Genomic DNA, 24390 nt, shown 5'->3' on the forward strand with positions numbered 1-24390 from the left:
CGATCAGGCTCTTGCCATCAGCGGATCCGTTGTGCTTTCTTTTCCGGTTTCAACGTGGCCTGCGAATCTTTTTACGACATTTTCATTGCCAGTTTTTACATGGAAATCGTACCAGCTGTTGCTTTTGCCAAGCGAAATGGTTGCACGTTGTGATCCCGAAGCCGGCACCTTCATCTCAACAGGTTTCTGGCCGTAGCTGACATCTATAATGTTTACGGTTTGTGCCGCGCTTTCATGATTTTGAACTTCAACAAGCACATCGCCCGTTGGTTTTCCTTTTTTATCCAAAACATAATGGCAGCCGATCTGGACATGAGCATCCTGCGCACTGCCCGCAAACTCCCTGAAAAACCCGTTAGGCCCGTAAACGCGTAAATGATAGCGGCCCCCCTCAAAATCCTCTAAATTCCAGCTGTCCGTAATTTTGTCGCCCGCACGAACAGCGTAATTCCAGACTTTCATAGGCTCATTTTGATAAGCATTAATGGCGTAAACGATGAATGGCGATCCTGCTGATTGTTTGCCAAACACCTTGTTGCCAGCTTCAAATGTGATCTCAAATGTTTGCTTATTCGCTCCTAATTTGCCGTCAGCATGCAGCTCATACGGAATTGCGCACGATTTCCGTGTGCCGGGTTCCTGCTTGGGTAAACTCGCGGAAGCGTATGGGTCTTTGTTAATGGCGCTGATCTCATCATTATTAAGCGCCTTGAAATTGGCCGGGGCCGCTTTAAACTGCGCTTTATGAATTGTCGTCACAATTTCATCCCGGTCGACAGGGGTAGGTTTTTTGTATGTTGAGGGGTCATAGGGCTGGAAAACCGTGCTGATGTTGCCGCAAACTGTTCTGCGCCATTCGGAAATGTTCGTTTCCTTTACCTCTTTTTTGGCTTTATGACTCGCAAATTCTTCCAAAAATTGCAGAATGGATGTGTGGTCAAAAACCTGTGAATTTACCTTTCCGCCTCTCGACCAAGGGGATGCGACAACCAAAGGCACCCGAAAGCCCAAACCTATGGCTCCTTCACGCGCGTTCGCCTTTGGAACTTGTGTCATATCCTGCTCCAAAGTCACATATTCAGCTTCCAGATCAATGCCTTCTGACACTTTTCCCGTGTTGGGTTTAAGCGGATTTGGAATGGAAAATGGCGGAATGTGGTCATAGTAACCATCATTTTCGTCATAGCAAAGTATGAAGATCGTTTTCTTCCAGACTTGCGGGTTCTTGGTAAGGATATCCAATGCTTCCGACACAAACCACGCTCCATACCAGGGCGCCGAGGGGTGATCTGAGAAGTTTTGCGGAGCAGTTAAATAGGAAACCGTCGGCAGCTTGCCTTCATTTACATCTTTCCTGAATTGGTAAAATATGTCGCTCTTAGGAACGTCAACCGTTCTTTTTTCTGTCCCGTCATTGTAAGTGATCGAACTCAGCTTCATATAATCCGGATCATTCCGATTCGTGACAAATGCGCGTTTATGAATTCCCTGCTCAATAACGGAGAGTTTTTTGAAATTCTCTTCGGTGTAATGTGCTATTTCTGTTTCATATTTTTCCAACATGGCCCGCTTACCCTCGTTGGATTTGGCAAGTTTGTCCTTTTCCTCAGATGTCGACGCTGTTAATGTTGGATCTGATTCGGCGAGCTGTTTTCTTATTTTCTCACTTTCAAGCTTGATAAAACGGACATATTCCTTCGAAAACTTCACATTATACTGCGCGTGACGTTCGAGGGGATTGCAGCCGAAGTTACCCAGCCAGGAGCCCTGTTTTGGATTAAACTGCATGACAGCGCTGATCTCATTTTGATAAAAAGCCCAGGGAACGCCAGCTTCTTCCAGTCTTTCAGGGAAGGTTTTCCACTTAACAGGTTTGTTATAAGAGAAATAACTGTTGCGAACCACCGCCAGCGAGTCAATGCTTGGTTTTTCTCTGATGGTGCCCGACCACAAATAGTAGCGATTCGGGTGTGTGGGCGTCATGGAAGAACAAAAATTCTGATCACAAACCGTAAACGCATCGGCTAATGCGTAATAAAACGGAATGTCTTCCCTGTCATAGTGGCCCAAAGTCAGCGGCATGTCGGAATATTCCTTTCGGGTTGACTTCTTGGAAGATAGCCATTTATCATATTTTCCACCATTATAAGCATCCACCTGTGACTCGCGCGAATGCGGCAGATCGTGCATCCACGTTGCCTTGGTGCCTTTGATGTCCAGCCGGAAAGGAGCGTAGGTGTCTCCTTTTGTATCGGTTTGCAGCCAGACTTTATTTTTATTGGGTAAATCAATCGCACGCGGATCGTTGAAACCTCTCACGCCTTGCAGTTTGCCATAACAATGATCAAAAGAGCGGTTTTCCTGCATTAAAATCACAACATGCTCCGCATCCAGATAAGTGGAATTCGGCTCCGGATTAATCGCCATCGCTTTTAAAACTGACTCAGGAAAAAGTCCGGCCATGCCAGCCCCGCCTGATAGCATTGCTGCTTTTTTCAGAAATTCCCTTCTTGAATCCATCTGACTTTTGAATTATTGTTGAAATTTTATCCGTGCTAATAACTCAAATAAAAGGGTGTTTCAAGAAAAATTACTGTTATCAATTTGTGATTAAGTGAATTGTTTAAAAAATTTGAAATCTTAACTATCTGACATTCAGCAATTTTATGACTTCCAATTTCTTCCTGCGGGATATTTCCACTTCTGTGCCGTCGCTTACCACAATGTAACCGTGATCGTGGCTCATCTGGGAAATGTGTTTGGGATTCACCAAATGTGATTTATGCGTGCGGATAAAACCAAACTCTTCCAGCATTTCATCAAAGTATTTCAATGTTTTGCTCGTGACGATCGGTTTTTTGTTTGTGGTGTGGATAAATGTGTAATTACCGTCTCCCTGCATACGTATGATCTGTTCCAAAGTAAGAAACAGCACGCCATCCTTGGACGGGATCGCGAGACGGAAATCATTGATTTCGCTTTTTCCAATGTTGTGAACAAGATTATCATACAGGATCAAATTGCTTTTGGCATCCACTTTCTGAATTTTCAGATATCGGTCCATTGCAAACCTCAGCTCATCGGGATCAACGGGTTTCAGCAGATAATCCAGCGCGCTGAAACGGATCGCCTGAACTGCGTATTGATTGTAAGCAGTCGTGAAAATGACCTCAAACGATGGATTTACCAGCGAGCGCAAAAAGTCGAAGCCGTTTCGCTTGGGCATTTCCACATCCAGAAAAACGATTCCCGGGTTGTAATTGCGTAAAATTTCGAGCGCCTGGTCTACCGACTCAGCCTGCCTGATTTCCGTAATTTCCTCAACAAAACTTTCAATATAATATTTAAGCACGGTCCGTGCTTTGGGCTCGTCGTCAATAATCAGCGCTTTTATCATTGTCTTGCTTATACATTGTTGAGGTACGTTGATAATTCAATTTCAATCAGGGTCCCGCCAGCAGCACCATTTTCATCGTAGAGGTCGGTTATAGTGAGCAATGCATGGTTTCCTTGTTTATTGAGCAGGTCGATGCGGTCTTTTGTTATGCTTAATCCTTGTGATTCGTGCTGTTTATACTTGACACTTTCGGCCTTTAATTCAAATGATTTTTTTATTCCGATACCATTATCCTGGATCCTGCACAGGAAAATATCCTCGTTAACCAGCCTGAATTCAATGAGCAGCTTGCGTTCGCCGTCCTTATGCAGCAACCCATGCCAAAGTGCATTTTCCACATAAGGTTGCAGAAGCATGGAAGGCAAAGCAACATTGTCGTCTTCCAGCGCAGGGTCAACGATGATTTCGTAGGTAAAACTTTCCTCGAAACGCATCAATTCCAGTTCCAGGTAAAGTTCCAGGACCTGACGCTCCTGGGACACCGAAATCAGGTCTTTGCCGGAGTTCCGCAGGACCATCCTGAAAAGTTTGGAAAACTTGTTCAGATATGTGCTCGCCTGCGCATATTTGCCTGTAACAATGCATTCCTGAATACTATTAAGGCAGTTAAAGATAAAATGCGGGTTCATCTGCGCCCGTAATGCCATAAGCTGACTTTCTGCAAGCATCTTGCTTATTTTCAGCAACATTAGTTCCTTATGCTCGCTCTGCGCGTTTTGCTGCTTGCGTTGTCTGTAAGCCTGGTAAGTAAAATACACCGCAACCCCCGCCAGGATCAGGCATAGTAACCTGAACCACCAGGTTTGCCACCAGTTTGGCCTCACGATCACCTGCAACTTCTGGATTTTAGTCATCCACCTCCCGAATTCATCCGTACTCCGCACTTTAAAAAGGTATTTTCCGGGCATGAGATTCGTATATGTGGCCGTGATCGCCCGGCCTGCATTCACCCAATTTTCATCAACGCTTTCCAGTTGGTAACTATATTGCAATGCCGGAATGTCGCGATGGCTTAACGATGCATATTGAAAAGTGATAAAGTCTTCATTAGGTGCAAGTTCCAAAACCCCTTCCTTCTCAAATCCAAGCTTTTCCTGGCCAAAAACCTTTATTGAAGTAATAAATGGCGGCTGCTTAACCGGCATACCAGCGAAACTGAAAGGGTCGATTAACAAAATATGGTCCAGCATGACAGCATATATTTTACCATTCGCGAATGTCAGGTTGTTGTAATAATCCTGCAATGTTTTGCCAAGGTCAATTTCCACTTTTGTGACTGCCCGCGTATCCGGATTAAAAAACATAAGCCCTTCTCTGCTCGCTCCCCAAACCGCGCCCCGCGAATCGATGGCAATGCTGGACAGATAATCGTAAAACAGGCCGGTCCTGCTGTCTATGCTATCCAGCGGGGTTCCGTTTCGATTTATTTTAACCAAACCTTTACCACTCACGGCAGCCCATATATCGCCTTTTTTATCCTCTGCCAGCTTCAAAACCTGCACGTCGGCAAACTCTTTATTCGGTAAGATCGAGAAATGTTCTTTTTGGTAATCAAAACGCAGTAAGCCACTTCCGGGCAATGAAAACAGAATATCCTTATTACTCAATTGTATGGAACTCGGGCAACTCTTAAATGCAAATAACCCAAAACGGCTGTCAGTGCCGTCATAGCGCGTCGTTTTCTTAGTTACCGGATCGTGCCGGTAAATGGCGTCTTCCAGGATCTGAAACCAGACATTGCCCTTATGGTCGGTGAAAGCAAAATTTGCGTAACGGTTGGGTGTGTCCTTCTTGATGTCTTCAAATCTTACCAGCTTGTCGCTCCCGTTTCGCAAAACATGAACGCCGTCATTTCCCACAAACCACCATGCGTCTTTGGCCTTTGTGCACATCACGAACCGGTTTCTGCGCAAATCCTCCTCTGTCACGATGTAGCGCTGGTAAGTGCGGTTGTCCGTGTGATATGCTACGATTCCGTCCTCTTTACAGGCCATTACCAGATTTTTATCCACCGTAATGGAATTCGCATGCGCGAAGCCGGTTTCAAGGAAAAATTTGAAATTAGGCAGCTGATATATCGCCTGCAACGGATATTGCGACTGGCTTTTACTAACGCCATTGATCGTCCCTAGCCACACATTCCCCTCTTTATCCGTAATAGCATCTCTAAAATGCCCATATCCGATACAATAGGACAAATTCTGATCATACTCAATTTTCTTGATTTTCTGCCCGCGCTCCTTAATAAATGCCGCAAACAGCCAGGTCGAGATCCACAGCCTGTCTTTATGATCAATGAATAAAAGATTAATTCCGTCGCTGATCTTCTTGCCATCGAGTTCGTAAAAGCTTTGCACTGAACCCGTTTTGGCATTCCAGTAATTGAGCGTCAGGTTATCATCGCATCCATACCAAACATCGCCTTTGCTATCCACAGCGAGCGCATTTACATATTTCTGCTCAAAAATGGGCGAACGGAGCACATTGTTGTCCTTATGGTAGATTGCCTTTTTCCTGGTGTCGATAAAAAACGGCTTGCTTCCAACAATCCAGAATCCGTTTCGCGTCGTGTCCCAAACCATTCCCGATAGGAAATAATCGGATTGGCTGAATATACTGGCAGCCGCCGGGACAATGGCAGAAAGCGGGCGCACCTTTCCCTTCTCATAAATGTAAATCCGGTTGGAAGTGCCAATCCAAAGCCGACCTACATGATCCGTTTTGATGGTAATGACCGTCTCTTTTTCCAATGCAGAAAACCGGCTGTCCTTTAAAAAAGAACCCGAGCTGGCATTGAACAGCATAATGCCGTTCAACAATCCCAAAACCAATGTATCTCCTTTGCCTAGTGGCTGAATGGCATTGATCAGGAGGTTTTTCTGTTTTGTACCATGCTTATATTGTTTTACAACCGCCCCATCGTAACGGTTAAGGCCATTGTTTGTCCCGATCCACAAAAACCCCGTATCGTCTTTGTAAAGGCAGCGCACCTGTTTTGCGCTCAGGCCATCCTGCCATTTGATATTTTGAAAGATTGTCTGCCCAAAAAGCATTGCGGGGATCAACCAGAAAGCAAATAAGAACGCAAATCTCTGACGCATGCTTAAATGGATTATTTCATTAAAAGAAGATCGAAACGTTGTGAAGTGGTTGATTAACGATGGTTGGTATACTTAACGTTTGCCGTTAAATAGCCCAGATCGACCGTTCCCTCTTTGGTTTTGACTTTGTAACCTTGGAAAGCCAACTTTAATACTGAAAGTAAGGCAATTAGCCGTGAAAAATAATGAAACTATCCTAATCAACGTTCGTCATGATCAACATTAGTGCCCTGGCTTCCCGCATCACCAACAACACAAAATTTAAGAATGCACTTTCCAGGGAACCGGGATACTACGTCAGAAAGAATAAGGTGTACTACTGCGGAAGCCTGGCAAGCCCCACATTTGATCTGGTTGCAGGTGCTGATGTCAGATCATTTCAAACATTGCAAAACAATTTTTCCAAGCTGCCGTCAATCAGGCAATACGCGATCGATGAAAAGTTTGTTTATTATAAAGGCAAGACCATTCCAGGCGCTGATCCATCTTCATTTGTTGTGCTTGGCTATGCCTGGGGCAAAGATTGCAATCACATTTACACAGCTTATAAAATCGTTTCAAACGATCCCGATCACTTTGTTAAAATAGACAGGCATTTGTCAAAAGACAGCAAATGTATCTACTATGCTGATCGGGTTATTTCTTATGATGCTCCTCACTTTCAATTACTTGCCAAGGTTGACGGCCTTACATATTTCAAAGACCGGCATAGCATTTTTGTTAATGGTATCCGGGTTAAAGAGCCGGATGTGCGATCCTTCGAGCCTCTGCGGCATGGTTATTCCAGAGACGCCGATCATGTTTACTTAATGGGGCCTGCTTCTTTCAAAATAATGGAAGGTGCCGATCCGGAAAGTTTTCAGGTGATCAATCAGTATTACAGCCTCGATCAGAACCACGTATACTGGCGTGGTGCCCGGCTCATCGACTGCGAGCCATCCACTTATGAAGCATTAAATTGCTAAGTAACTTTTTGCCCTTACTGACTTGTATATGAATACAATTCAGATCTAAACTCTTGACAAATGTTGGCTTGCACGCATGCAAAGAACGCCGGACGCGTTGCTGGATTTCTGTGTTCCCTGCTGTTTTTATTTTCTCCTTATTTTTCCAATGCCCAGGATATTGAACTCCTGCTGAAAGGCGGGCATGTCATTGATCCCAAAAACAACATTGACGCAGTGATGGACGTCGCCATCGCCGGTGGAAAGATCGTCCGGGTAGCCAGCAACATTGCTGCATCCGAAGCCAAAAAGACGGTAGACGTGAAAGGCTATTACGTCACACCCGGCCTTATTGATATGCATGCGCACGTTTTCGCAGGCACGGTGCCCGACGCCTACATTGCCAACGCATCCACCAGTCTTCCACCCGACGGCTTCACTTTTCGGGCCGGAATCACCACAGTCGTGGATGCAGGATCATCGGGTTGGCGCAACTTCCGGACATTTAAAGCACAGACGATCGACAAGGCGCAAACACGCGTTTTGGCATTGCTCAACATTGTAGGCACAGGCATGGCGAGCCGTTACGAAGAGCAGGATCTTTCGGATATGAACCCGGTGATGGTCGCCAATATGATCCAAAGGCTTTTTCCCAAGATTATCGTCGGTGTAAAAGCCGCGCATTTCTGGGGCGACTATGCGCAGGTAAAAGCCGCGGTTGAGGCTGGAAAGCTGGCTAATGTGCCGGTTATGGTTGATTTTGGTGAACATCAGCCGCCCTTGTCTATTGAAAAATTATTCAAAGAATATCTTCGTCCGGGCGACATTTTTACGCACACGTATTCGCATGGGCCTGCAAACCGGGAAACGGTTGTGGATGAAAATGGGAAAGTAAAACCATTTGTTTTCGAAGCACAGAAAAACGGCTTGATTTTCGATGTGGGTCACGGCGGCGGCGCATTCGCGTGGCGGCAGGCAATTCCGGCCATGCAGCAAGGATTTAAACCCAACGTGATCAGCACAGACTTGCATACCGATAGCATGAACGGCGGCATGAAAGGCCTGGACAATGTAATTTCCAAATTTCTCAACATGGGCATGACGCTCCCGGATGCCATCCTGCGCGCTACATGGAACCCCGCACAAGTGATCAAGCGACCGGATCTTGGAACATTATCAGTAGGTTCTGAGGCTGATATCGCAGTTTTTAATTTGAAAAAGGGCGATTTTGGTTTTTTAGACACGCGAAAACTGAAACTGAAAGGCGATAAGAAACTGGAAGCGGAGCTCACCATTCGTGCCGGGAAAATTGTTTGGGACCTGAACGGGATCAGCGCTGCGGGTTGGGAGTCGGAAATGACGGCTAAATAATAATGGCAATGTATTCAACGAACATTGATAGCATGATAAATGCCTGCAAAATTCATTTTTGCCTGCTGATTCTGCTTGTTTTCGGCGGCAATGTTTTTGGTCAGAAATATGATCTGCTCATTAAAGGCGGCCATGTTATTGATCCTGCGAATGGCATTGATAAAATAATGGACATTGCTGTTAATAAAGGCATTATCGCAAAGGTTGCGGTCAAAATCAATGAGCCTGCTGAAAAAATAATTGAGGCGAAAGGGTTGTATGTGACGCCTGGTTTTATTGATATGCACACGCACGTTTTTGTGGGCCCCAATGCCGGACTTTTTGCCGACGGCGTAAACAGCGTTTCTCCCGATGATTTTACGTTTCGTTCCGGTGTAACCACGGTTGTTGACGCAGGAACTTCCGGCTGGCGTAGTTTTCCTTTGTTTAAAAAACAGGTGATTGATCAGTCTAAAACAAGGATTTTGGCTTTCATCAACATTTCAGGAGACGGCATGACGGGTGCGGAACATGAGCAAAATATCGCCGATATGGTCCCGGATTCCGCTTTAAGCATCATCAACCAACATGCTGAAACGATCGTCGGCGTGAAGATAGGACATTATAACGGAACGGACTGGACCCCTTATGACAATGCAATAAAATTGGCGAGACAGGTCGAAAAGCCACTTTTTGTGGAATGTCACTTGCCTCAATATTCCTTGCAGGATCAGCTTGCTAAACTCAGCGCGGGCGATATGATCACGCATACTTATGAAAACATTAAAGAGCGGATGCCCATCATTGGCGAAGATGGAAAGGTGCGCCCATTTGTCCTGGAAGCAAAGAAACGGGGCATTTTGTTTGATTTAGGACATGGCGGCGCGGGCTTTTGGTTTGATCAGGCTGCACCTGCGGTGAAGCAGGGATTTGCACCCAATTCGTTTGGAACCGATCTGCACCGTTTCAGCATGAATTCGGCCATGAAGGATATGACGAATGTGATGTCCAAATTCATGGCGTTGGGTCTATCGCTTAATGATGTGGTGCAAATCGCCACCTGGAATGCTGCTATGGCTATTAAACATGAGGAATTGGGAAATCTGAAAGCAGGCAATGTGGCCGATCTGGCCATTTTCAAAGTAAGCGAAGGCACATTCGGCTTTACCGATTCAGGGGGAAAAACGATATCAGGTTCCAAAAAGCTGGAAATGGAGATGACAGTGAGGGACGGAAAAATTGTGTGGGATTTAAATGGTTTGGGCGCTAAAAAAGTAGATTTTTAATCATGATGAGATCCTTTTTTTATAAACAAAAATGGAGGCTTACGCAGCGCTATCTTTGCTTCGGCCTCATAGTAATGCTTTTCTCAGGCGCACAAAAACAGGATCTGCTTCCCAAAGGCGACCCGGACAATGGCGGTCTGGCAACGCCGGAAGGTTTCGAAACGCTTGTTGTTGCCGATAGCACCGGACTTGCACGGCATATCGTGGTAAATGAGAATGGCGACATATATATAAAGCTGCGCTATTTTGGAAAAGGTCAGCAGGGCGGGACCGTGGCGCTCAGGGACACAAATCGCGACGGGAAAGCCGACATAATCAAGAATTTTGGCAACTATCCCGACCAAAGCAGCCTCGCTAACGGCATTACGATCCGCAACGGATATTTGTATTTCAGTTCTTCATTGTTTGTTTACCGCAGCAAACTGATCCCCGGCCAGCTTTTGCCTGACAGCACCGTGGAGGTTATTTTAAAAGATGATCACGAGCACGGCACGCACTGGCACATTACCAAACCCATGGCTTTCGATGACAAAGGCAACATGTATGTCCCGTTCGGTGCGCCTTCGGATGCTTGCCAGGATATGCTCAACTTACCGGGCGGCAAGCCGGGAAGGAGTGGTTTAAATCCTTGCCCGGATCTTGAAAAACATGGTGGAATATGGAAATTCAGTGCAGATAAGCTCAATCAAACACAGGCGGACGGCAGCCTTTTTGCGACTGGTTTGCGGAGCATCCTGGGAATGCGCTGGAATTATGCAGAACAGAACCTGTATGCAGTGGTGCATGGCCGCGATAATTTGCGGCGGCTGTTCCCTGACATTTATTCCTCGTGGCAAAGTGCCGTCTTACCAGCCGAGGAATTTGTAAAAGTCACACAAGGAACCAATCTGGGCTGGCCTTACTATTACTTTGACCAAATGAAGGGTAAGAAAATTTTGAACCCGGAATACGGCGGCGATGGAAAAAAAGAAGCAGAAGGGGCCAAATACCAAAATCCGATCATTGGTTTTCCCGGACATTGGGCACCCAACGACATGCTGTTTTATACCGGAAACCAATTTCCCGAACGCTATAAAAACGGTGCATTTATCGCTTTCCACGGCTCCACAAACCGCGCGCCCTATCCGCAGGCTGGTTATTTCGTTTGCTTCGTGCCTTGGGTGAATGGTAAATTCTCGGAGAAATGGGAAGTTTTTGCGGATGGTTTCGCAGGCATGGATCCGATTATTAATGTGAGCGACGCCAAAGCACGGCCTATGGGGCTGGCACAAGGACCGGACGGTTCCCTTTACATTTCAGATTCGAAGAAAGGAAAGATCTGGCGGGTGATGTTCAAGGGCAATAAGCAATCATTTGGGGCATCGCAACTGGCTGCCATGGAAAAGCACAAGTTGCTGGGAAATATCAGGACGCCGGATGTGGTGAAGGACAATCTGGATAAGGATACAAAACTGGCCGGAGAAAAAATTTACAGCACTTATTGCACGCCTTGTCACCAATCCAACGGCCTAGGCGATGGCAGCCGCTTTCCACCACTGGTAAATTCGGAATGGGTTACGGAGGATAAAAGGAAGCTCATTCAGGCCGTAGCCAATGGTTTGGAAGGCCCAATAGAAGTGTTAGGGAAGCCTTATAATGATCTGATGCCTAAACACGATTTCATTACGCCGGAGGAAATGGCGCAGCTGCTGACTTATGTAAGGCAGCAATTCGGGAATATGCCGGACAGGGTTTCGGTGGAGGAAGTTAACCGGGTTTTGAAAAAATGATTTGAATTACATTAAACAAAGCACCGGACGATCAACATCCGGCGCTTGGTATGTATCGTGTAAAACCTTTTAAGGGATCAACACTTTTTTTGTTTGCCGTGGATTGTTACGGAGATGAAGCAGGTATAGCCCGCTTGAAATGCTGCCCTGCGGTTTAAGGATAAATGTATTTCCTGTTTTTGACAGTGAAAATGCAACTTTCCTGCCCCGAATGTCATGCAGCATGATGTTCTCCGAATTTTCATTTTTCAAAATAAACCGCACTTCACGGTTAATAACGGGATTGCCCAGAAGCTCAAAGGCGATGCTATTGCCATGGTTGGCAACCACGACGATGGTGGAATGTTCCATACTTCCATCCAGATCGACCATTTTCAGACGGTAATAGTTATTTCCCTGCAATGGAGCCTCATCCCGAAAGCCATAATGCTGCGTAACATCAGTGGTTCCTTTTGACTGGATGCGGCCCAGGTTAACAAATTCCACCGCATCGCCGCTGCGTTCAACCTGAAAATAACTGCTTTCCAACTCTTCCGTCGTGATCCACGAAAGCGCTACAGCATTGTCCAGCAGGTCACCTTTGAATTTGGCCAGTTTCACAGGCATGGTTACCGAGCAATTATTAATGATTTCAAATACAATAGGGTCAGACAATGTGGGCGAGGTGAGCACCACCCAGATGGATCTTTTGCTTTCCATGGGATCATAGGGATAAGCAACGTCCATTTTGGTGATTGGAAGCGATGAGGATAGCGTAATTGTGCTTTCGGAAATAAATTCGTCGCCCGGACCAAAAGTCGTGTGGCCGCTGGTTAACACGCCGTCATCAAGATAGAGTTTGTACGTAACCTCAAATGCGGTTGGGTTGGCCGTAGTAATGCTGAGATCATAGGTTCTAGGCCCGTTCGGCTCATTGCAATTAATTTCGCCAGTGATTGCAGGATCTTTGATCGTCAGTGGCACGCAGGTTGCAACACAGTGGACAGGAGGATGTTTGTCGGCTTCGGCCTGTGTTGACCAGATGTCGCTTTTCAATTTTGGAAGGTCCCCGCAGGCTCCCGGGACAATGAGTTGAATGTTGCTGATCGTAATCTTCGCTAATTTCCCGCCAAGATCTTCCTCCACAATGAATAAACCGGCGAAAAGCGGCGTGACGTTTTCCTCGTCCGGGCCGTAATTGGGAAGCAGAGAAGCTGTGCCGTCCGTATTGATGGCTATCGTTCCCAGTGCATCAACCAGGTCGTCGCCGTCCGGCGCTTTTTTGTATTCAAGAGCTGGATAGTCGGCTGCAGTCCACAAATGTACATAGGTATACTTGTTTCCCTTGTTTCTATCAATTGTAAATGAGACGGTTACATGTACAGTGCAATTTGGGTCCGAGTCCGAAACACTGATTAATTCAACTGTCGGATCGAGGATTGTGCATTGTGCCTGGGAGCGCAAACTGATGGACAGACCGACCACGATCATCCATAGGATAGGGTAGAAAGTTTTCACGATGAGGAACGTTTTTTAAGTGTAAATGATAAATTAATATACCATCATTCATCTTAAAAAAATTAAATCCTCCGGCGCTTTTAAACTTGTTTTATAGGATTGTAAAAGAAAAGTTTACTTTTTCAAACTATATCTATAATCCAATTTTATCTATTTATAATCTTGTAGAAATAGTGTCGGGATTAGAAGTCAATATAAATGTATTCGATTGATTATAAGTATTTTGAGAGTAGAAATCGCTCTTAAAGTTCGTCATTCCGGGTGATTCATCCAAAGTTGAGTTACTTATTTTAGAAACTAATTTTAAGTAACCCATAATAACAAATGTCGAATAGGAATAGTTATATTTTATTCCAATATTGCAATCGTTGTTCTGTGCTATTTTGTTCTTGGATTTTCGGGGAAGTGTCACCGTAATTCTAAACCAATGTATGTTGAATGCTTAACTTCTCACCAGACCATTCCATGCTGACCTTTCGTTGGTCACTGAAATTGAAAACGTGCCCATCGCGCCTTACTTCCCCAATTTTAGTGAAATCCAACTCCTGAATCAGCCAGCCTTCCTGTTGAGGTGATTTAATTGCGATAATGCCTTCTTCCGGTAAGTCCTTGTCGGGAGTTGAGTAAAAGGCCGCATACCCGTAGTTAATGTCCACCGCTGGTGACCATTCTGCATTGCCAACAGTTTGAGAAACAGTCACATAAACCTGATTTTCCAATGCCCGCGCCCGTGCGCCCACATGCACGCGTGTAGCGCCACGAATTGTTTCTGTACAGCTTGGGGCCAGAATTAATGAGGCGCCAGCATTGCAAAGTGATTGCGATCCCAATGCAAATTCCACGTCATAACAGATCTGAATGCCAAATTTCCCCCAGGATGCTTCAAAAACGGTTAATACTTTTGGCGCGCTCTGAATTCCCCAATCTTCATTTTCGAAGCGTGTCATGAAAAACTTGTCCTGATATCCTGCAAGGCCTTTTTTGGAAAAAACAAAAACCCGGTTTAAATGTTGGCCATCTTCAATAACGGGCAGGCTGGGCGCGACAATAATAACGTTGTGTTGCACGGCAAGTTCCGCAAAAACATCGCAAAATGACTCCTTAAAATTGTCCATAGCCGCAACTTGGAGCAGGATATCACTTTTAATATCAGGAGATAAGATGCTTACCAGCTCCATTGCCCCATATTCAGGGAAAAGCAAGAGTTCAGCGCCTTTCGCCGCGGCATCGCTCACCCAGTTTTCAATGTGCTTTTGCCAGGCAGCAAAATCTGCATGTTCGGTAATGGGATATTGAGCGGAAGCGATTGTAACAAACATAAGCAACTAGCTGTTAAGTGGTTTGATCCAAAAAGTCATGTTTTTGGCCGAGGAAGACGTTTCGCCAATGTCGGGCCATTCCATAATGCTTTGCAGGGCAGGTTCCTTAACGTAACCGCGTTTGAGCCAAAAGGCATCATTAGGACGGTAATCTGCTGGTTTTGCGGGATGATTATCGCCTCTTTCAACGGAGCAGAAACAACTCAGCTCGAAGTTTCCAAAGCTCCTGGCGTGTGCTTCACGTTCATCGAAAAATCGGTGCCCGAGGCCAGATCCGCGATATTCGGGCAACAAAATGCTTTCACCAAAGTAAAAAATGGTGCTTATATCAAAGCCCGCGTCTTCGAATGGCTTGCGAACTTCCGCAGCTTCGTCCGTTAATGGAATGCAAGTTGTTGCACCCACCATTTTACTTCCATCAAATACGGAGAATAAAAACGCGCGTTCGGACTGGACATAAATTTGCAGATAATCCTTTTCGTAGTCGAGCGAACCCTCATATAAATAAGGATAATCGTGGAAAACTGCGATCCGCAATGCGCCCAATGCCTCCACAACGGCCGCTATTTCAACGCCCTTATAAGCTGCAAATGTAAGTTGATCAGACATTTGTGGGCTTGGAAACCAGTTGTATCCAAAGCGGCAGGTTGTAATAAGTGGTAACCCGGCAAATTTTTTCGTTTTTTAATTCCAAAAATGCAGCTGCCGGAACCTTGTAAGATTGCCCGTAAGCCTCCGGAAAGCCTTCTTCACCTTTTTTATAAATTCCCCTGACAATGAATTCCACCGCAATCCGCGAGTCGTCCGGTGTTGTGAAAAAGACCATATCGGTTAGCGTTTCTTCGTAGGACTCATCCATTGTGCGCAGAAACTCGGTGAATTTTTCAATGCCAATGCGCACGTCGCCCTGGTTGGGTTCGTGCCTTACTTCGGGGTGCACCAAGGCGAGCATGCCCTCCCAATTTTTTTGATTGAAGCTTGTATAATATGCTTGAACAATGTCCAGAGAAGCCATGTTGGAATGTTAATGTTTGTATTGATAATAAAATAGAGCAGCAACTAGTTCACCGGCATATATATAAAAGTGCCGGTAACGCTCCATTTTTTAACATAAGTGCGGCCATGATAGGTCATGTGGTTTCCTTCGAAATGTTCGGCAATAATGCAGTCGGGCCGGAAAGTTTTGTTTTCCAGGATGTGTGAAGGGTTGCGCACTTTTATGTGCTCAAAGTGCCGGTCTGGTGCTCTCAGGATATATTGGTAAGCATAATCGAGGCTGGATTCCAGAAAGTCGAAGCCGATATTTTTAGCTCCGATCGAGTCTACGTAAAAGCGCATTTTCTCTGCCTGATCCGTATAATCTCCCCAAACGACTTTTTCAGGTTTGGAAAATAAAATGCTGGGCTGTTTCAGGTTCATATTGGCCTTACCAATGTTGATATTCAGGTTAAATGCCGTATTAACCTTTGGGAAAATCTCTTCAAAAAACCATTTCGTAGAAAGCAGCGGATGGCTTGTGCTCAAAACCGCAAATGGCAGCGCGAAAATCCACAGTATCAAGCATAGAAGCACGGGGACCGCGCGGATTTTAAGCGAGCCGTAAACGATCCCGATGATGGGCGCAATGAGGAGGAAGAAAGGAATGTGAAGTCTCGAGCCGTAAATCTGATAGCCGATAAAAAAGCAAAAGAGCAGAAAACTCACAAATGAAAACGCAGCATACCAGCGTGCGGTTTTGGATAATTTAGTAAAAAATAAAAGAGGTAAAGAAAAGATGACGAGCCACATAGCCAGAAAGTTATGGGCGAAATCTTCATTAAAATTCAACTTGTTCATCTTAAATATCATCCCGGTTCCCGGCGCATTAAGCGGAATGCCTATAACTTCGTGAAATCGGTCCAACTTGTTCAACATGAACTTGTTATATCGATCGCCCGGCGAAACAAATCCTAAATGAAGAAAAACGTGCTTGGTTGTGGAGGAAAGCAAATTGGCAGGATTTGAAACATCATTTTTGTTACCATTACTCATTCTCCCGATTGGCGTTTCGTAGATCTGGTAAGTCCTGTACCAGAACGGCCCGTTGAGCAGCAGCATGATCGCAACGGCACCACCTATCAAAAAAGCCAATGGCTTCCATTGAAGCGGTTTGGCAATCATGAAAAAGAAAATATATGCGGCAAAAGGAAGGACATAAAATACAAATGTGCCCTTCGTCATCATGCCTAGTGCCGCCGCGGAAACCAGGAGAATAAGCGAAATTTTATTGGTTTGACGCACATAATCGAAAGTATGAAAAGCGCAGGCGACGATGAAAAATGCCACCACAATGTCATTCTGCGTCGTCATTGATTCCAGGACAACAATAGGCAGCGTAACACCAAAACAAAGTGCCACCCGCATGGCAGAGCGGCTACTGGAGAGCATTTCGACGAGTAATGAAATGTACATGAGCAGGCCAACCATACAACCCCATTGCAATAATTGAAACGCACGTTCACTATTCGACAACAAAAATGAATGTAAATGCACATATTCCGAAAATGGGCTGAATGAGATGGACCGCTCGATATGAGACGCATAATGATTCACATTGCCATTCTGGATCCAATATCCGAGCCTGCTCAAATGATAGGCCATCGAATCCATATTGTTGGGCGTAGCAACTACCGCAACAATAAAAGTGAGCGCAGAAATGGAAAACAAAACGACATTGGTAAGGCTACCGGTTTCACGAAAAAAGGCCCGTCCGGACGATAACCAGCCCTTTAAAATGTCGGGCATTGAAATATTTTCCCTTTTGCTTAATCGCCTGAAAAGCAGCATAAGGGCAATGTTCAGGATTGTCCAGGCCGTTTTTACAGAGGTTGCATTCACGAAATTTGCGGGACTAAGCATTTCGGTCGATGCTGCAATAAAGAAGAATATGCCAATCGCGGCAGTCAATAGAGAGCGACGGAATGCTTGCGGGCTTCCGTTATAAAATGCCAGGAAGCAATTGGCTGTGCCCAGCCAGATTGCCAGCGGAATTAGAAAGATCATGTGAAGGGGTGAACTGCTTTGGCTAGTTTCGAAGGTCAAAACTAACTAATTCGATTAAACAATATTCAAATTTTGCCACCAGCGGGCACATAGATTATTTGCTGTGAGATTTTATTCCCAGAACCAGGTCTGCAATGTTGAAATATTTCGATCCATGCAAAGGGGATTTTATTTGCCAAACCGCAGTTTCACCCTCGCGATCGCAATGCACCTTGAACATTGCATGAACATCATCCGTAATGCCGAAACCTTCCCGCTGCAATGCTCTTCCCGTCCAAAATGTCAATATCGCATCACCGGAAAGACTTATGGAATGCGTGCATACATCCTGATAAATGTTGAACGTGCCGCTGGATTTATTAAAGAAAAAACCACTTTTGGCAAATGCAGATTCAAACGCACCGTTCAGAACAAGATCTTCCGGAACGCCCGTGGCCAGTGCTCCGTCTTGCTTCATAAGCCACAGTATATCAGCTGCTTGCAGCGCGAGATCGAGCTCGTGTGTGCTCAGTAAAATAGCTTTTTCGGTTTGCCGCGCCAATGTGTGCAGCAACCGCATCATTTCCACGCGGTTAGGCAGATCCAAATGGGCAGTTGGTTCGTCGAGCAGAATGAGCTCTGTATCTTGTGCGAGCGCGCGGGCCAGCATTACTTTTTGTCGCTCGCCGTCGCTGAGCTGATGGATTTTTCTGTTAATCAAATCTTCAACATTAGCCAGCCAGATGGCTTCATTGATCTTATCGTGATCAATTTTGCTTAGTGCGCCGAGCCAACCTGTGTAGGGTGTACGGCCTAATGTGATGACTTCCAGTGCGGTAAGGTTCCCGGCTTCAACGCGTTCTGTCAAAACCAGACTGAGTTTTTGCGCGAGCTCGGCAGATTTCAAGCCAGCGAGTGGCTGCTGACCAATGTAGACAACGCCTTCCAAAGCAGGTTGCAAACCAGCAATTGTGCGCATTAATGTTGATTTTCCCGAACCGTTGGAGCCTAGCAAACAAACCAGCTGCCCGGGTTTCAGCGTGAGATTCAGGGTTTTCGAGATAATCCGCTCCGTTCTTTTGGTTTTATATCCAATAGCAAGATCCTTTGTTTCCAGAAATGGCTTTAAATCACTCATGAGAAAGAAGAACGAAGGTTATTACGGCTGATAATGATCCAGATAACCACCGGCGCACCCAGTAACGAAGTCACAACATTAACTGGAATGACGGTTTGCATGCCGGGCAGCTGTGCAATAATGTCACACAAAAGCAAGAGAACCATGCCCGTTAAACAACAGCCCGGAATCAGTACGCGGTGATCGGACGTGCCAAATAGTGAACGGGCAATATGTGGAATAGCGATGCCTACAAATCCGATGGGCCCGCAAAAGGCCGTAATGCTGCCCGTTAACAGGCTCGTACTGAGCATGATGATCAGCCTCGTTTTCCCAATGGTGAGCCCCATGCTTCTTGCGTAATTTTCGCCCAACAAAAGTGCATTCAGCGCTTTGGAAGAAATAAATGCCAGCAGGAGGCCAAATGCGACAACGCCGGTCAGCGCATAAAGATGATACTGGGTAACGCCGCCCAGCGAACCGAAAGTCCACATAATGTATTCCTGCAATTGTTCTGGCTGACTGAAATATTGCCAAATGCTGACAATTGAAAGAGTTATGGTTCCAATCATCACGCCCACAATCAGCAAAATCACATTGTCCCTGATCCTGCCCGCTATCAACAAAATGAGTGATAAAACCAGTGCAGACCCCAGCGAAGCCATCACAATGATCAGCCAGCTACCCGAAACGCCGAGCTTGCTGATCGCATACAGGCTGGCGCTACTTCCTCCGGCGAGCATAACGGCCGCCACACCCAGTCCGGCTCCGGCGGTAATGCCCAGTTCGGACGGCCCGGCTAATGGGTTTCGGAATAAGGTCTGCATTTGTAACCCGCTGACAGAGAGTCCACAGCCAACCAGGATGGCTGTTATCGCTTTGGGAATGCGTATTTTTTCAATAATAAATAACCAGGCGGTGTTTGCTGATTCTTGAAAAAAAATGATTTTGACAACTTCTCTGAACGGAATTTGGACTGAGCCGAGCATAACGTCCAAAATAAAGAACACGATCGCTAATATGATCAGTCCTGCAAACATGAGTCGGTGCGCGGCTTTGGAAGATTTAAGCGAAGAGTTTTTTTGGAGGATTTCTGCCATTATTTGAGCTGTTTGTAATAAACCAAATGATGCTCTGGCAACAATTCCGGATGCAATATTTTAATGAGATCCGAAAGTACAATATGCGGATTTACGGTCCCCGATTCAAAAAAATCATTCGCGCCCTGATCATTTACACGGCCACAATAACTATACATTCGCCCCGACTTATAGGCCTTAAAATCGCTGTAACGCGAATCCTGGGCAAGAATATTCGCTTTCGTATCACTTTTGTCAAACCCGACATTCAACCAGGCATCGGCTTCCAATGCAATGGGATAAACCGACTCGAAATTCAAAGGCAAGCTGCCAGCCGCCTTTGTTTTGCTCCAATGATAATCCCCACCTGCATCCCGGAAAAACTGGGACATATAACTGTCGCCATTCGGCAAAAACCATGCGTCCTTGGTGTTAAGGCCAGAAATGATCGACGGTTTCTCCTTCACTTCTTTCACAAGCTCAGCTAGCCGGGCATATTCCGCCTCGATTTTTGCAAACTTTTCATTCACCTCTTTTTCCTTATTTAACAATGCTGCAACAAGCTTAACCCACTCAGCACGCGCTAATGGCGTTTTTTCAATCCATTCTGAGTTGATCAAAACGGGAATTCCGGCTTGTGCTAAAATGCGATAATGATCGACTTTGGCGCCCGGGCCGCCCATGGCCATCACCACATCCGGATGCATTTCCAGAAGCTTTTCCTCATTCAATCCCTGATCCCGGCCAATATTCACAACTTTTCCAGCTTTAATCATTGCCTGAACTTTGGCAGAATAAATATATTGCGGATTACTCAACCCGATAATAATGCTTTCTGAATCCAAAAATTCAAGCAATGCAACATGCATGGAAGAAGTCGCAACAATGCTTCTCAAAGGAATTTCAATCACCTGCGCTTCTTCCAAACCCGTCGGGCGCGCAGTTCCTCTTTCAAGTAAAATGTATTTTGAAGTATCGGTCCCGGTTTCAAACGGGCTTAGGATGCTTACGATCTTATAATTACTGTGATATGTTATTGTAAAGCCTTTCGCGTGGTTGATTTTGGTTTGGTCAGCGTAAGTATTTTTCTCAACCTTGGATGACTCTTCTTTGGATTGCTTTTTCTCAGAATTACAACCTGAGAGGTGTAAAAAGGAAAACAGGAATAAAAAAAGAAATGTTGAGTTTTTAAAGGAACGTTGGTTGGTCATTCAATAAAAGTTTACTGCACTGTGTTTAAATGTATGTAAGCATTTGCCTGACATTATCCAAGCCTAGCTGTATTGTTCTAGCAGATGATGTCCCGTGGTAGTAACCAGCAATATGCAGTTCGTCATAAACCTCAACTAACAGTCTCATTAATTTCTTATCGTATTTTCTTACCCTATTGGTATAATCTTCAATACTTGTAGGCTTGGTAAATTTGAGTCCTTCTTTCTGTTTTAAGAATTCGTCCAAAATTAGTAATGCAGCGGAATATGCTGTGCCGGAAGCCATTTTTACATATTTGACATCCGCATACAATCCATCTTTTTTGCCTGCCTTTTCGCTCAAAATCGTTTTGGCATTTTCTAAATAGCGTGCGGCTTCTTCGGCAGGGGCAAGGGCAGGGCCTTGATTTTTCCTTGTCATAATTATTTATAGTGTTTAATGATTCCTGATTTAGACGTAGCTTCCTAAAAAAGTCACTCAAAAATAGCATTAATTTTCGGGGAGACATGAGCGGTGCCAATTTGTCAATTGGCACACTTTTAATATTTTCCAAGCCATGCCAGCACAATCTCTTTTACAATTCACAGGGAAAAGTATATACTGCGCCGTTGCGGATGCGCACATTGATCCGTGGATTCCCGTGGATCGCGCAATCATCACACATGCACATAGCGATCACGCGCGCTGGGGTAGCAAGCATTATCTGGCCCATAAAGACAGTGAGCCCATTTTGCGGCTGAGGTTAGGCCAGGATATTTCACTTCAAACAGTTGAATACTACGAGAAATTTGTGATCAATGGTGTCACATTTTCCTTGCATCCTGCCGGGCATATCATTGGTTCAGCGCAGGTTCGGGTTGAGTATAAGGGTGAGGTTTGGGTTGCGAGCGGCGACTACAAATTGGAAGTCGACAATTTCGCACCACCCTTTGAACCAGTTAAATGCAATGTGTTTATAACTGAGTCAACTTTTGGTTTACCCATTTACAAATGGCAGCCGCAGCATGAAGTGATGAGTGAAATCGATAACTGGTGGCGGCAGAATAAAAGCGAAGACAAAGCCAGTGTGCTCATGGGTTACTCCCTCGGTAAAATGCAGCGGATCTTGAAAAATATTGAACTGCAAGATAAAATAATCTACGCCCACGGCGCTATTTATACATTAAATGAAAGGCTAAGACAAGCGGGTTTCGACCTGCCTGAGTTAACATTGGTAACCAAAGAAACCGACCGAAAATTATTCCGCGGTTCACTGGTCTTAGCGCCGCCATCCGTTGATAGCAGCACCTGGATCAAGAAATTCGCCCCTTACTCATTGGGTTACTGCTCAGGTTGGATGGCCCTACGCGGAGCCAAAAATCGCCGAGCCGTGGATCAGGGTTTCGTGTTAAGCGACCACGTTGACTGGCCCGATTTAAACACAGCCGTAAAAGAATCAGGTGCCGAAAAAGTGTACGTAACTCACGGTTATACGAGCATTTATGCAAGATATCTCAATGAAAACGGCATCGAAGCCGGAGAAGTGCACACGATGTACGGCAATGAAGACGAAAACGAGGAAGAAGAAGTAGTCCAGGACATCAGCGCCGGAACCGAAGCTTATCAACAACACAAAGAATCATTAGATGACGAAGTCATCGATACAAAGCCATCACCAAAAAAGTCCCCTTCGGGGGATATAGGGGCATGAAACAATTTGCAGAACTTTTCATGAACCTGGACCGCACCAACAAAACCAATGCGAAGGTGGAGTTCATGAAGCAATATTTCCTTACGGCATCCGATGAGGATAAACTTTGGGCTTTAACACTGTTCACTGGTCGACGTCCATCCTTTAAAGTGAACAGGACCATGGTGAAAGAGTGGGCGGCCGAGGAAGCAGGCATTCCCATGTGGCTTTTTCAGGAAAGTTATCACAGTGTGGGTGATTTGGGAGAAACCATTTCACTGCTTTTGCCAAGAAATAAAACAGAAGGATCTGACAAGTCGCTTACTGAATGGTTCTACTATCTGGGGCTGCTTCCCGGCATGACGGACGAGGAAAAGCACGATCATATTTTGCAGGCCTGGATGCAACTATCTCAACACGAGACATTTGTTTTCAATAAATTACTAATGGGCAGTTTCAGGATCGGCGTTTCGCAAACATTGGTTGTGCGCGCATTGGCCGAAGCCACCGAAACCGATTCCAATGTGATTGCGCATCGGGTAATGGGGCAATGGGAGCCGTCCGGGACGACTTTTGAGCAATTGATTCTGGATAAAGGCGAAAATGACAACGCTTCCAGGCCTTACCCGTTTTTCCTGGCTTATCCGATCGAAGGCGATGTTTCTGGCTTGGGCAATCCCGAGGATTGGTTTGCAGAATGGAAATGGGACGGAATACGGTCGCAGATTATATATCGTAACAATGAGCTCTTTATCTGGACGCGCGGCGAAGAATTATCCACTGAAAAATTCCCTGAGCTGCATTTCCTGAGCGAAGTCCTGCCAAACGGAACGGTGCTGGATGGCGAAATCGTCAGTTATATGGACGATAAGCCCATGCCCTTCAACGTATTACAAACAAGAATTGGCAGGAAAAATCTCTCCAAAAAAGTCCTCGAAGAAGCGCCGGTTGCATTTCTTGCATACGACATTCTGGAAGCGAATGGCATTGACATCAGAGGCTTAACCCAGCAGCAGCGCCGCGCAGAGTTGGAATTAATTCACGAGAAGGCTCCTGATCAGTATATATTTAATCTTTCCCCGCTTATTGATTTCAAAGAGTGGGCTGTGTTACGCGAGTTACATTCGCTTTCCCGGCAAAATATTGCGGAAGGTTTCATGATCAAAAGGAAAGAAAGCACCTATCAGGTCGGCCGTAAAAAAGGCGATTGGTGGAAATGGAAAATCGACCCGCTGAGTGTTGACGCAGTGCTCATATATGCTCAAAAAGGCTCGGGAAGACGTGCCGAGCTTTTTACAGATTATACATTTGCCGTTTGGGGAGAGGACGGAAAATTAGTCCCATTTGCAAAAGCATACTCCGGCTTAACGGATGTAGAAATTGGTCAAGTGGATTATTTCATCAAAAGGAACGTCCTCGAAAAATTCGGCCCCGTCAGGACAGTGAAGCCTGAACTGGTTTTCGAAATTGGCTTCGAAGGGATCAATGAATCTTCAAGACACAAATCCGGGATCGCGGTAAGATTTCCAAGAATATTGAGGTGGCGGAAGGATAAAAAGGCTGAGGAGGCTGATACTTTGGAGGCTTTGAAGGGGATTTTGGAGATGTATAGGTGAGATTGGCACATTG

The 24390-nt window shown here is 45.5% G+C and carries 18 protein-coding genes; 6 read left to right on the top strand and 12 right to left on the bottom strand.

What is annotated here, in order from left to right:
- Positions 1 to 3 precede the first annotated feature (3 nt).
- From NFI81_RS21955 to NFI81_RS21965, 3 genes are all read right to left on the bottom strand, one after another.
- Positions 4 to 2520 (bottom strand): phosphocholine-specific phospholipase C, encoded by a 2517-nt coding sequence (locus tag NFI81_RS21955; RefSeq protein ID WP_234614992.1) that lies wholly within the window; start codon positions 2518 to 2520, stop codon positions 4 to 6.
- 124 nt (positions 2521 to 2644) lie between these two features.
- Entirely contained in the window at positions 2645 to 3397 is a 753-nt protein-coding gene (locus NFI81_RS21960; RefSeq protein WP_234614991.1) for a LytR/AlgR family response regulator transcription factor, read from the bottom strand.
- Between the two features lie 8 nt (positions 3398 to 3405).
- Positions 3406 to 6498, bottom strand: a complete 3093-nt coding sequence (locus NFI81_RS21965; protein ID WP_234614990.1) for a histidine kinase — start codon at positions 6496 to 6498, stop codon at positions 3406 to 3408.
- Between the two features lie 212 nt (positions 6499 to 6710).
- Here NFI81_RS21965 and NFI81_RS21970 point away from each other — a divergent pair, with 212 nt between their 5' ends.
- The 4 genes from NFI81_RS21970 to NFI81_RS21985 are packed head-to-tail and all read left to right on the top strand — an operon-like array spanning position 6711 to position 11847.
- Positions 6711 to 7463, top strand: coding sequence for a DKNYY domain-containing protein (locus NFI81_RS21970; RefSeq protein ID WP_234614989.1), 753 nt, complete (start codon positions 6711 to 6713; stop codon positions 7461 to 7463).
- Between the two features lie 60 nt (positions 7464 to 7523).
- The gene (locus NFI81_RS21975; RefSeq protein ID WP_234614988.1) at positions 7524 to 8813 is read left to right on the top strand and encodes an amidohydrolase/deacetylase family metallohydrolase; all 1290 of its coding nucleotides are present in this window, start codon (positions 7524 to 7526) and stop codon (positions 8811 to 8813) included.
- Positions 8814 to 8821: 8 nt separating this feature from the next.
- On the top strand, positions 8822 to 10078 hold the full coding sequence (locus tag NFI81_RS21980) for an amidohydrolase/deacetylase family metallohydrolase (protein WP_234614987.1): 1257 nt from the start codon (positions 8822 to 8824) through the stop codon (positions 10076 to 10078).
- Positions 10079 to 10080: 2 nt separating this feature from the next.
- Positions 10081 to 11847, top strand: coding sequence for a PQQ-dependent sugar dehydrogenase (locus tag NFI81_RS21985; protein ID WP_310589248.1), 1767 nt, complete (start codon positions 10081 to 10083; stop codon positions 11845 to 11847).
- 69 nt (positions 11848 to 11916) lie between these two features.
- Here the strand turns inward: NFI81_RS21985 and NFI81_RS21990 are convergent, their stop codons facing one another.
- The 9 genes from NFI81_RS21990 to NFI81_RS22030 all read right to left on the bottom strand — a co-directional run bounded on the left by NFI81_RS21990 (position 11917) and on the right by NFI81_RS22030 (position 21512).
- The gene (locus NFI81_RS21990; RefSeq protein WP_234614986.1) at positions 11917 to 13344 is read right to left on the bottom strand and encodes a T9SS type A sorting domain-containing protein; all 1428 of its coding nucleotides are present in this window, start codon (positions 13342 to 13344) and stop codon (positions 11917 to 11919) included.
- A gap of 419 nt (positions 13345 to 13763) precedes the next feature.
- Positions 13764 to 14663, bottom strand: coding sequence for a carbon-nitrogen hydrolase family protein (locus tag NFI81_RS21995; protein ID WP_234614985.1), 900 nt, complete (start codon positions 14661 to 14663; stop codon positions 13764 to 13766).
- A 6-nt stretch (positions 14664 to 14669) separates the two neighbouring features.
- The gene (locus NFI81_RS22000; RefSeq protein WP_234614984.1) at positions 14670 to 15272 is read right to left on the bottom strand and encodes a GNAT family N-acetyltransferase; all 603 of its coding nucleotides are present in this window, start codon (positions 15270 to 15272) and stop codon (positions 14670 to 14672) included.
- A complete protein-coding gene (locus NFI81_RS22005; protein ID WP_234614983.1) occupies positions 15265 to 15678 on the bottom strand; it encodes a nuclear transport factor 2 family protein in 414 nt (137 codons plus the stop codon). The genes NFI81_RS22000 and NFI81_RS22005 overlap by 8 nt, the downstream gene beginning before the upstream one ends.
- Before the next feature lie 44 nt (positions 15679 to 15722).
- Positions 15723 to 17705, bottom strand: a complete 1983-nt coding sequence (locus tag NFI81_RS22010) for an ArnT family glycosyltransferase (protein ID WP_234614982.1) — start codon at positions 17703 to 17705, stop codon at positions 15723 to 15725.
- A 94-nt stretch (positions 17706 to 17799) separates the two neighbouring features.
- On the bottom strand, positions 17800 to 18822 hold the full coding sequence (locus NFI81_RS22015) for an ABC transporter ATP-binding protein (protein ID WP_234614981.1): 1023 nt from the start codon (positions 18820 to 18822) through the stop codon (positions 17800 to 17802).
- Positions 18819 to 19901 (bottom strand): FecCD family ABC transporter permease, encoded by a 1083-nt coding sequence (locus NFI81_RS22020; protein ID WP_374759484.1) that lies wholly within the window; start codon positions 19899 to 19901, stop codon positions 18819 to 18821. Before NFI81_RS22020 ends, NFI81_RS22015 begins: the two co-directional genes overlap by 4 nt.
- Positions 19901 to 21091, bottom strand: coding sequence for an ABC transporter substrate-binding protein (locus NFI81_RS22025; RefSeq protein ID WP_234614980.1), 1191 nt, complete (start codon positions 21089 to 21091; stop codon positions 19901 to 19903). Before NFI81_RS22025 ends, NFI81_RS22020 begins: the two co-directional genes overlap by 1 nt.
- Before the next feature lie 25 nt (positions 21092 to 21116).
- Positions 21117 to 21512, bottom strand: a complete 396-nt coding sequence (locus NFI81_RS22030; protein WP_234614979.1) for a DUF5618 family protein — start codon at positions 21510 to 21512, stop codon at positions 21117 to 21119.
- A 136-nt stretch (positions 21513 to 21648) separates the two neighbouring features.
- Here NFI81_RS22030 and NFI81_RS22035 point away from each other — a divergent pair, with 136 nt between their 5' ends.
- Both NFI81_RS22035 and NFI81_RS22040 read left to right on the top strand, forming a co-directional pair.
- Positions 21649 to 22782, top strand: coding sequence for a ligase-associated DNA damage response exonuclease (locus NFI81_RS22035; protein WP_234614978.1), 1134 nt, complete (start codon positions 21649 to 21651; stop codon positions 22780 to 22782).
- A complete protein-coding gene (locus NFI81_RS22040; RefSeq protein ID WP_234614977.1) occupies positions 22779 to 24377 on the top strand; it encodes an ATP-dependent DNA ligase in 1599 nt (532 codons plus the stop codon). The genes NFI81_RS22035 and NFI81_RS22040 overlap by 4 nt, the downstream gene beginning before the upstream one ends.
- Positions 24378 to 24390: the final 13 nt, after the last annotated feature.

Source organism: Dyadobacter fanqingshengii (assembly GCF_023822005.2).
In the GTDB taxonomy this organism is placed as follows: domain Bacteria; phylum Bacteroidota; class Bacteroidia; order Cytophagales; family Spirosomataceae; genus Dyadobacter; species Dyadobacter fanqingshengii.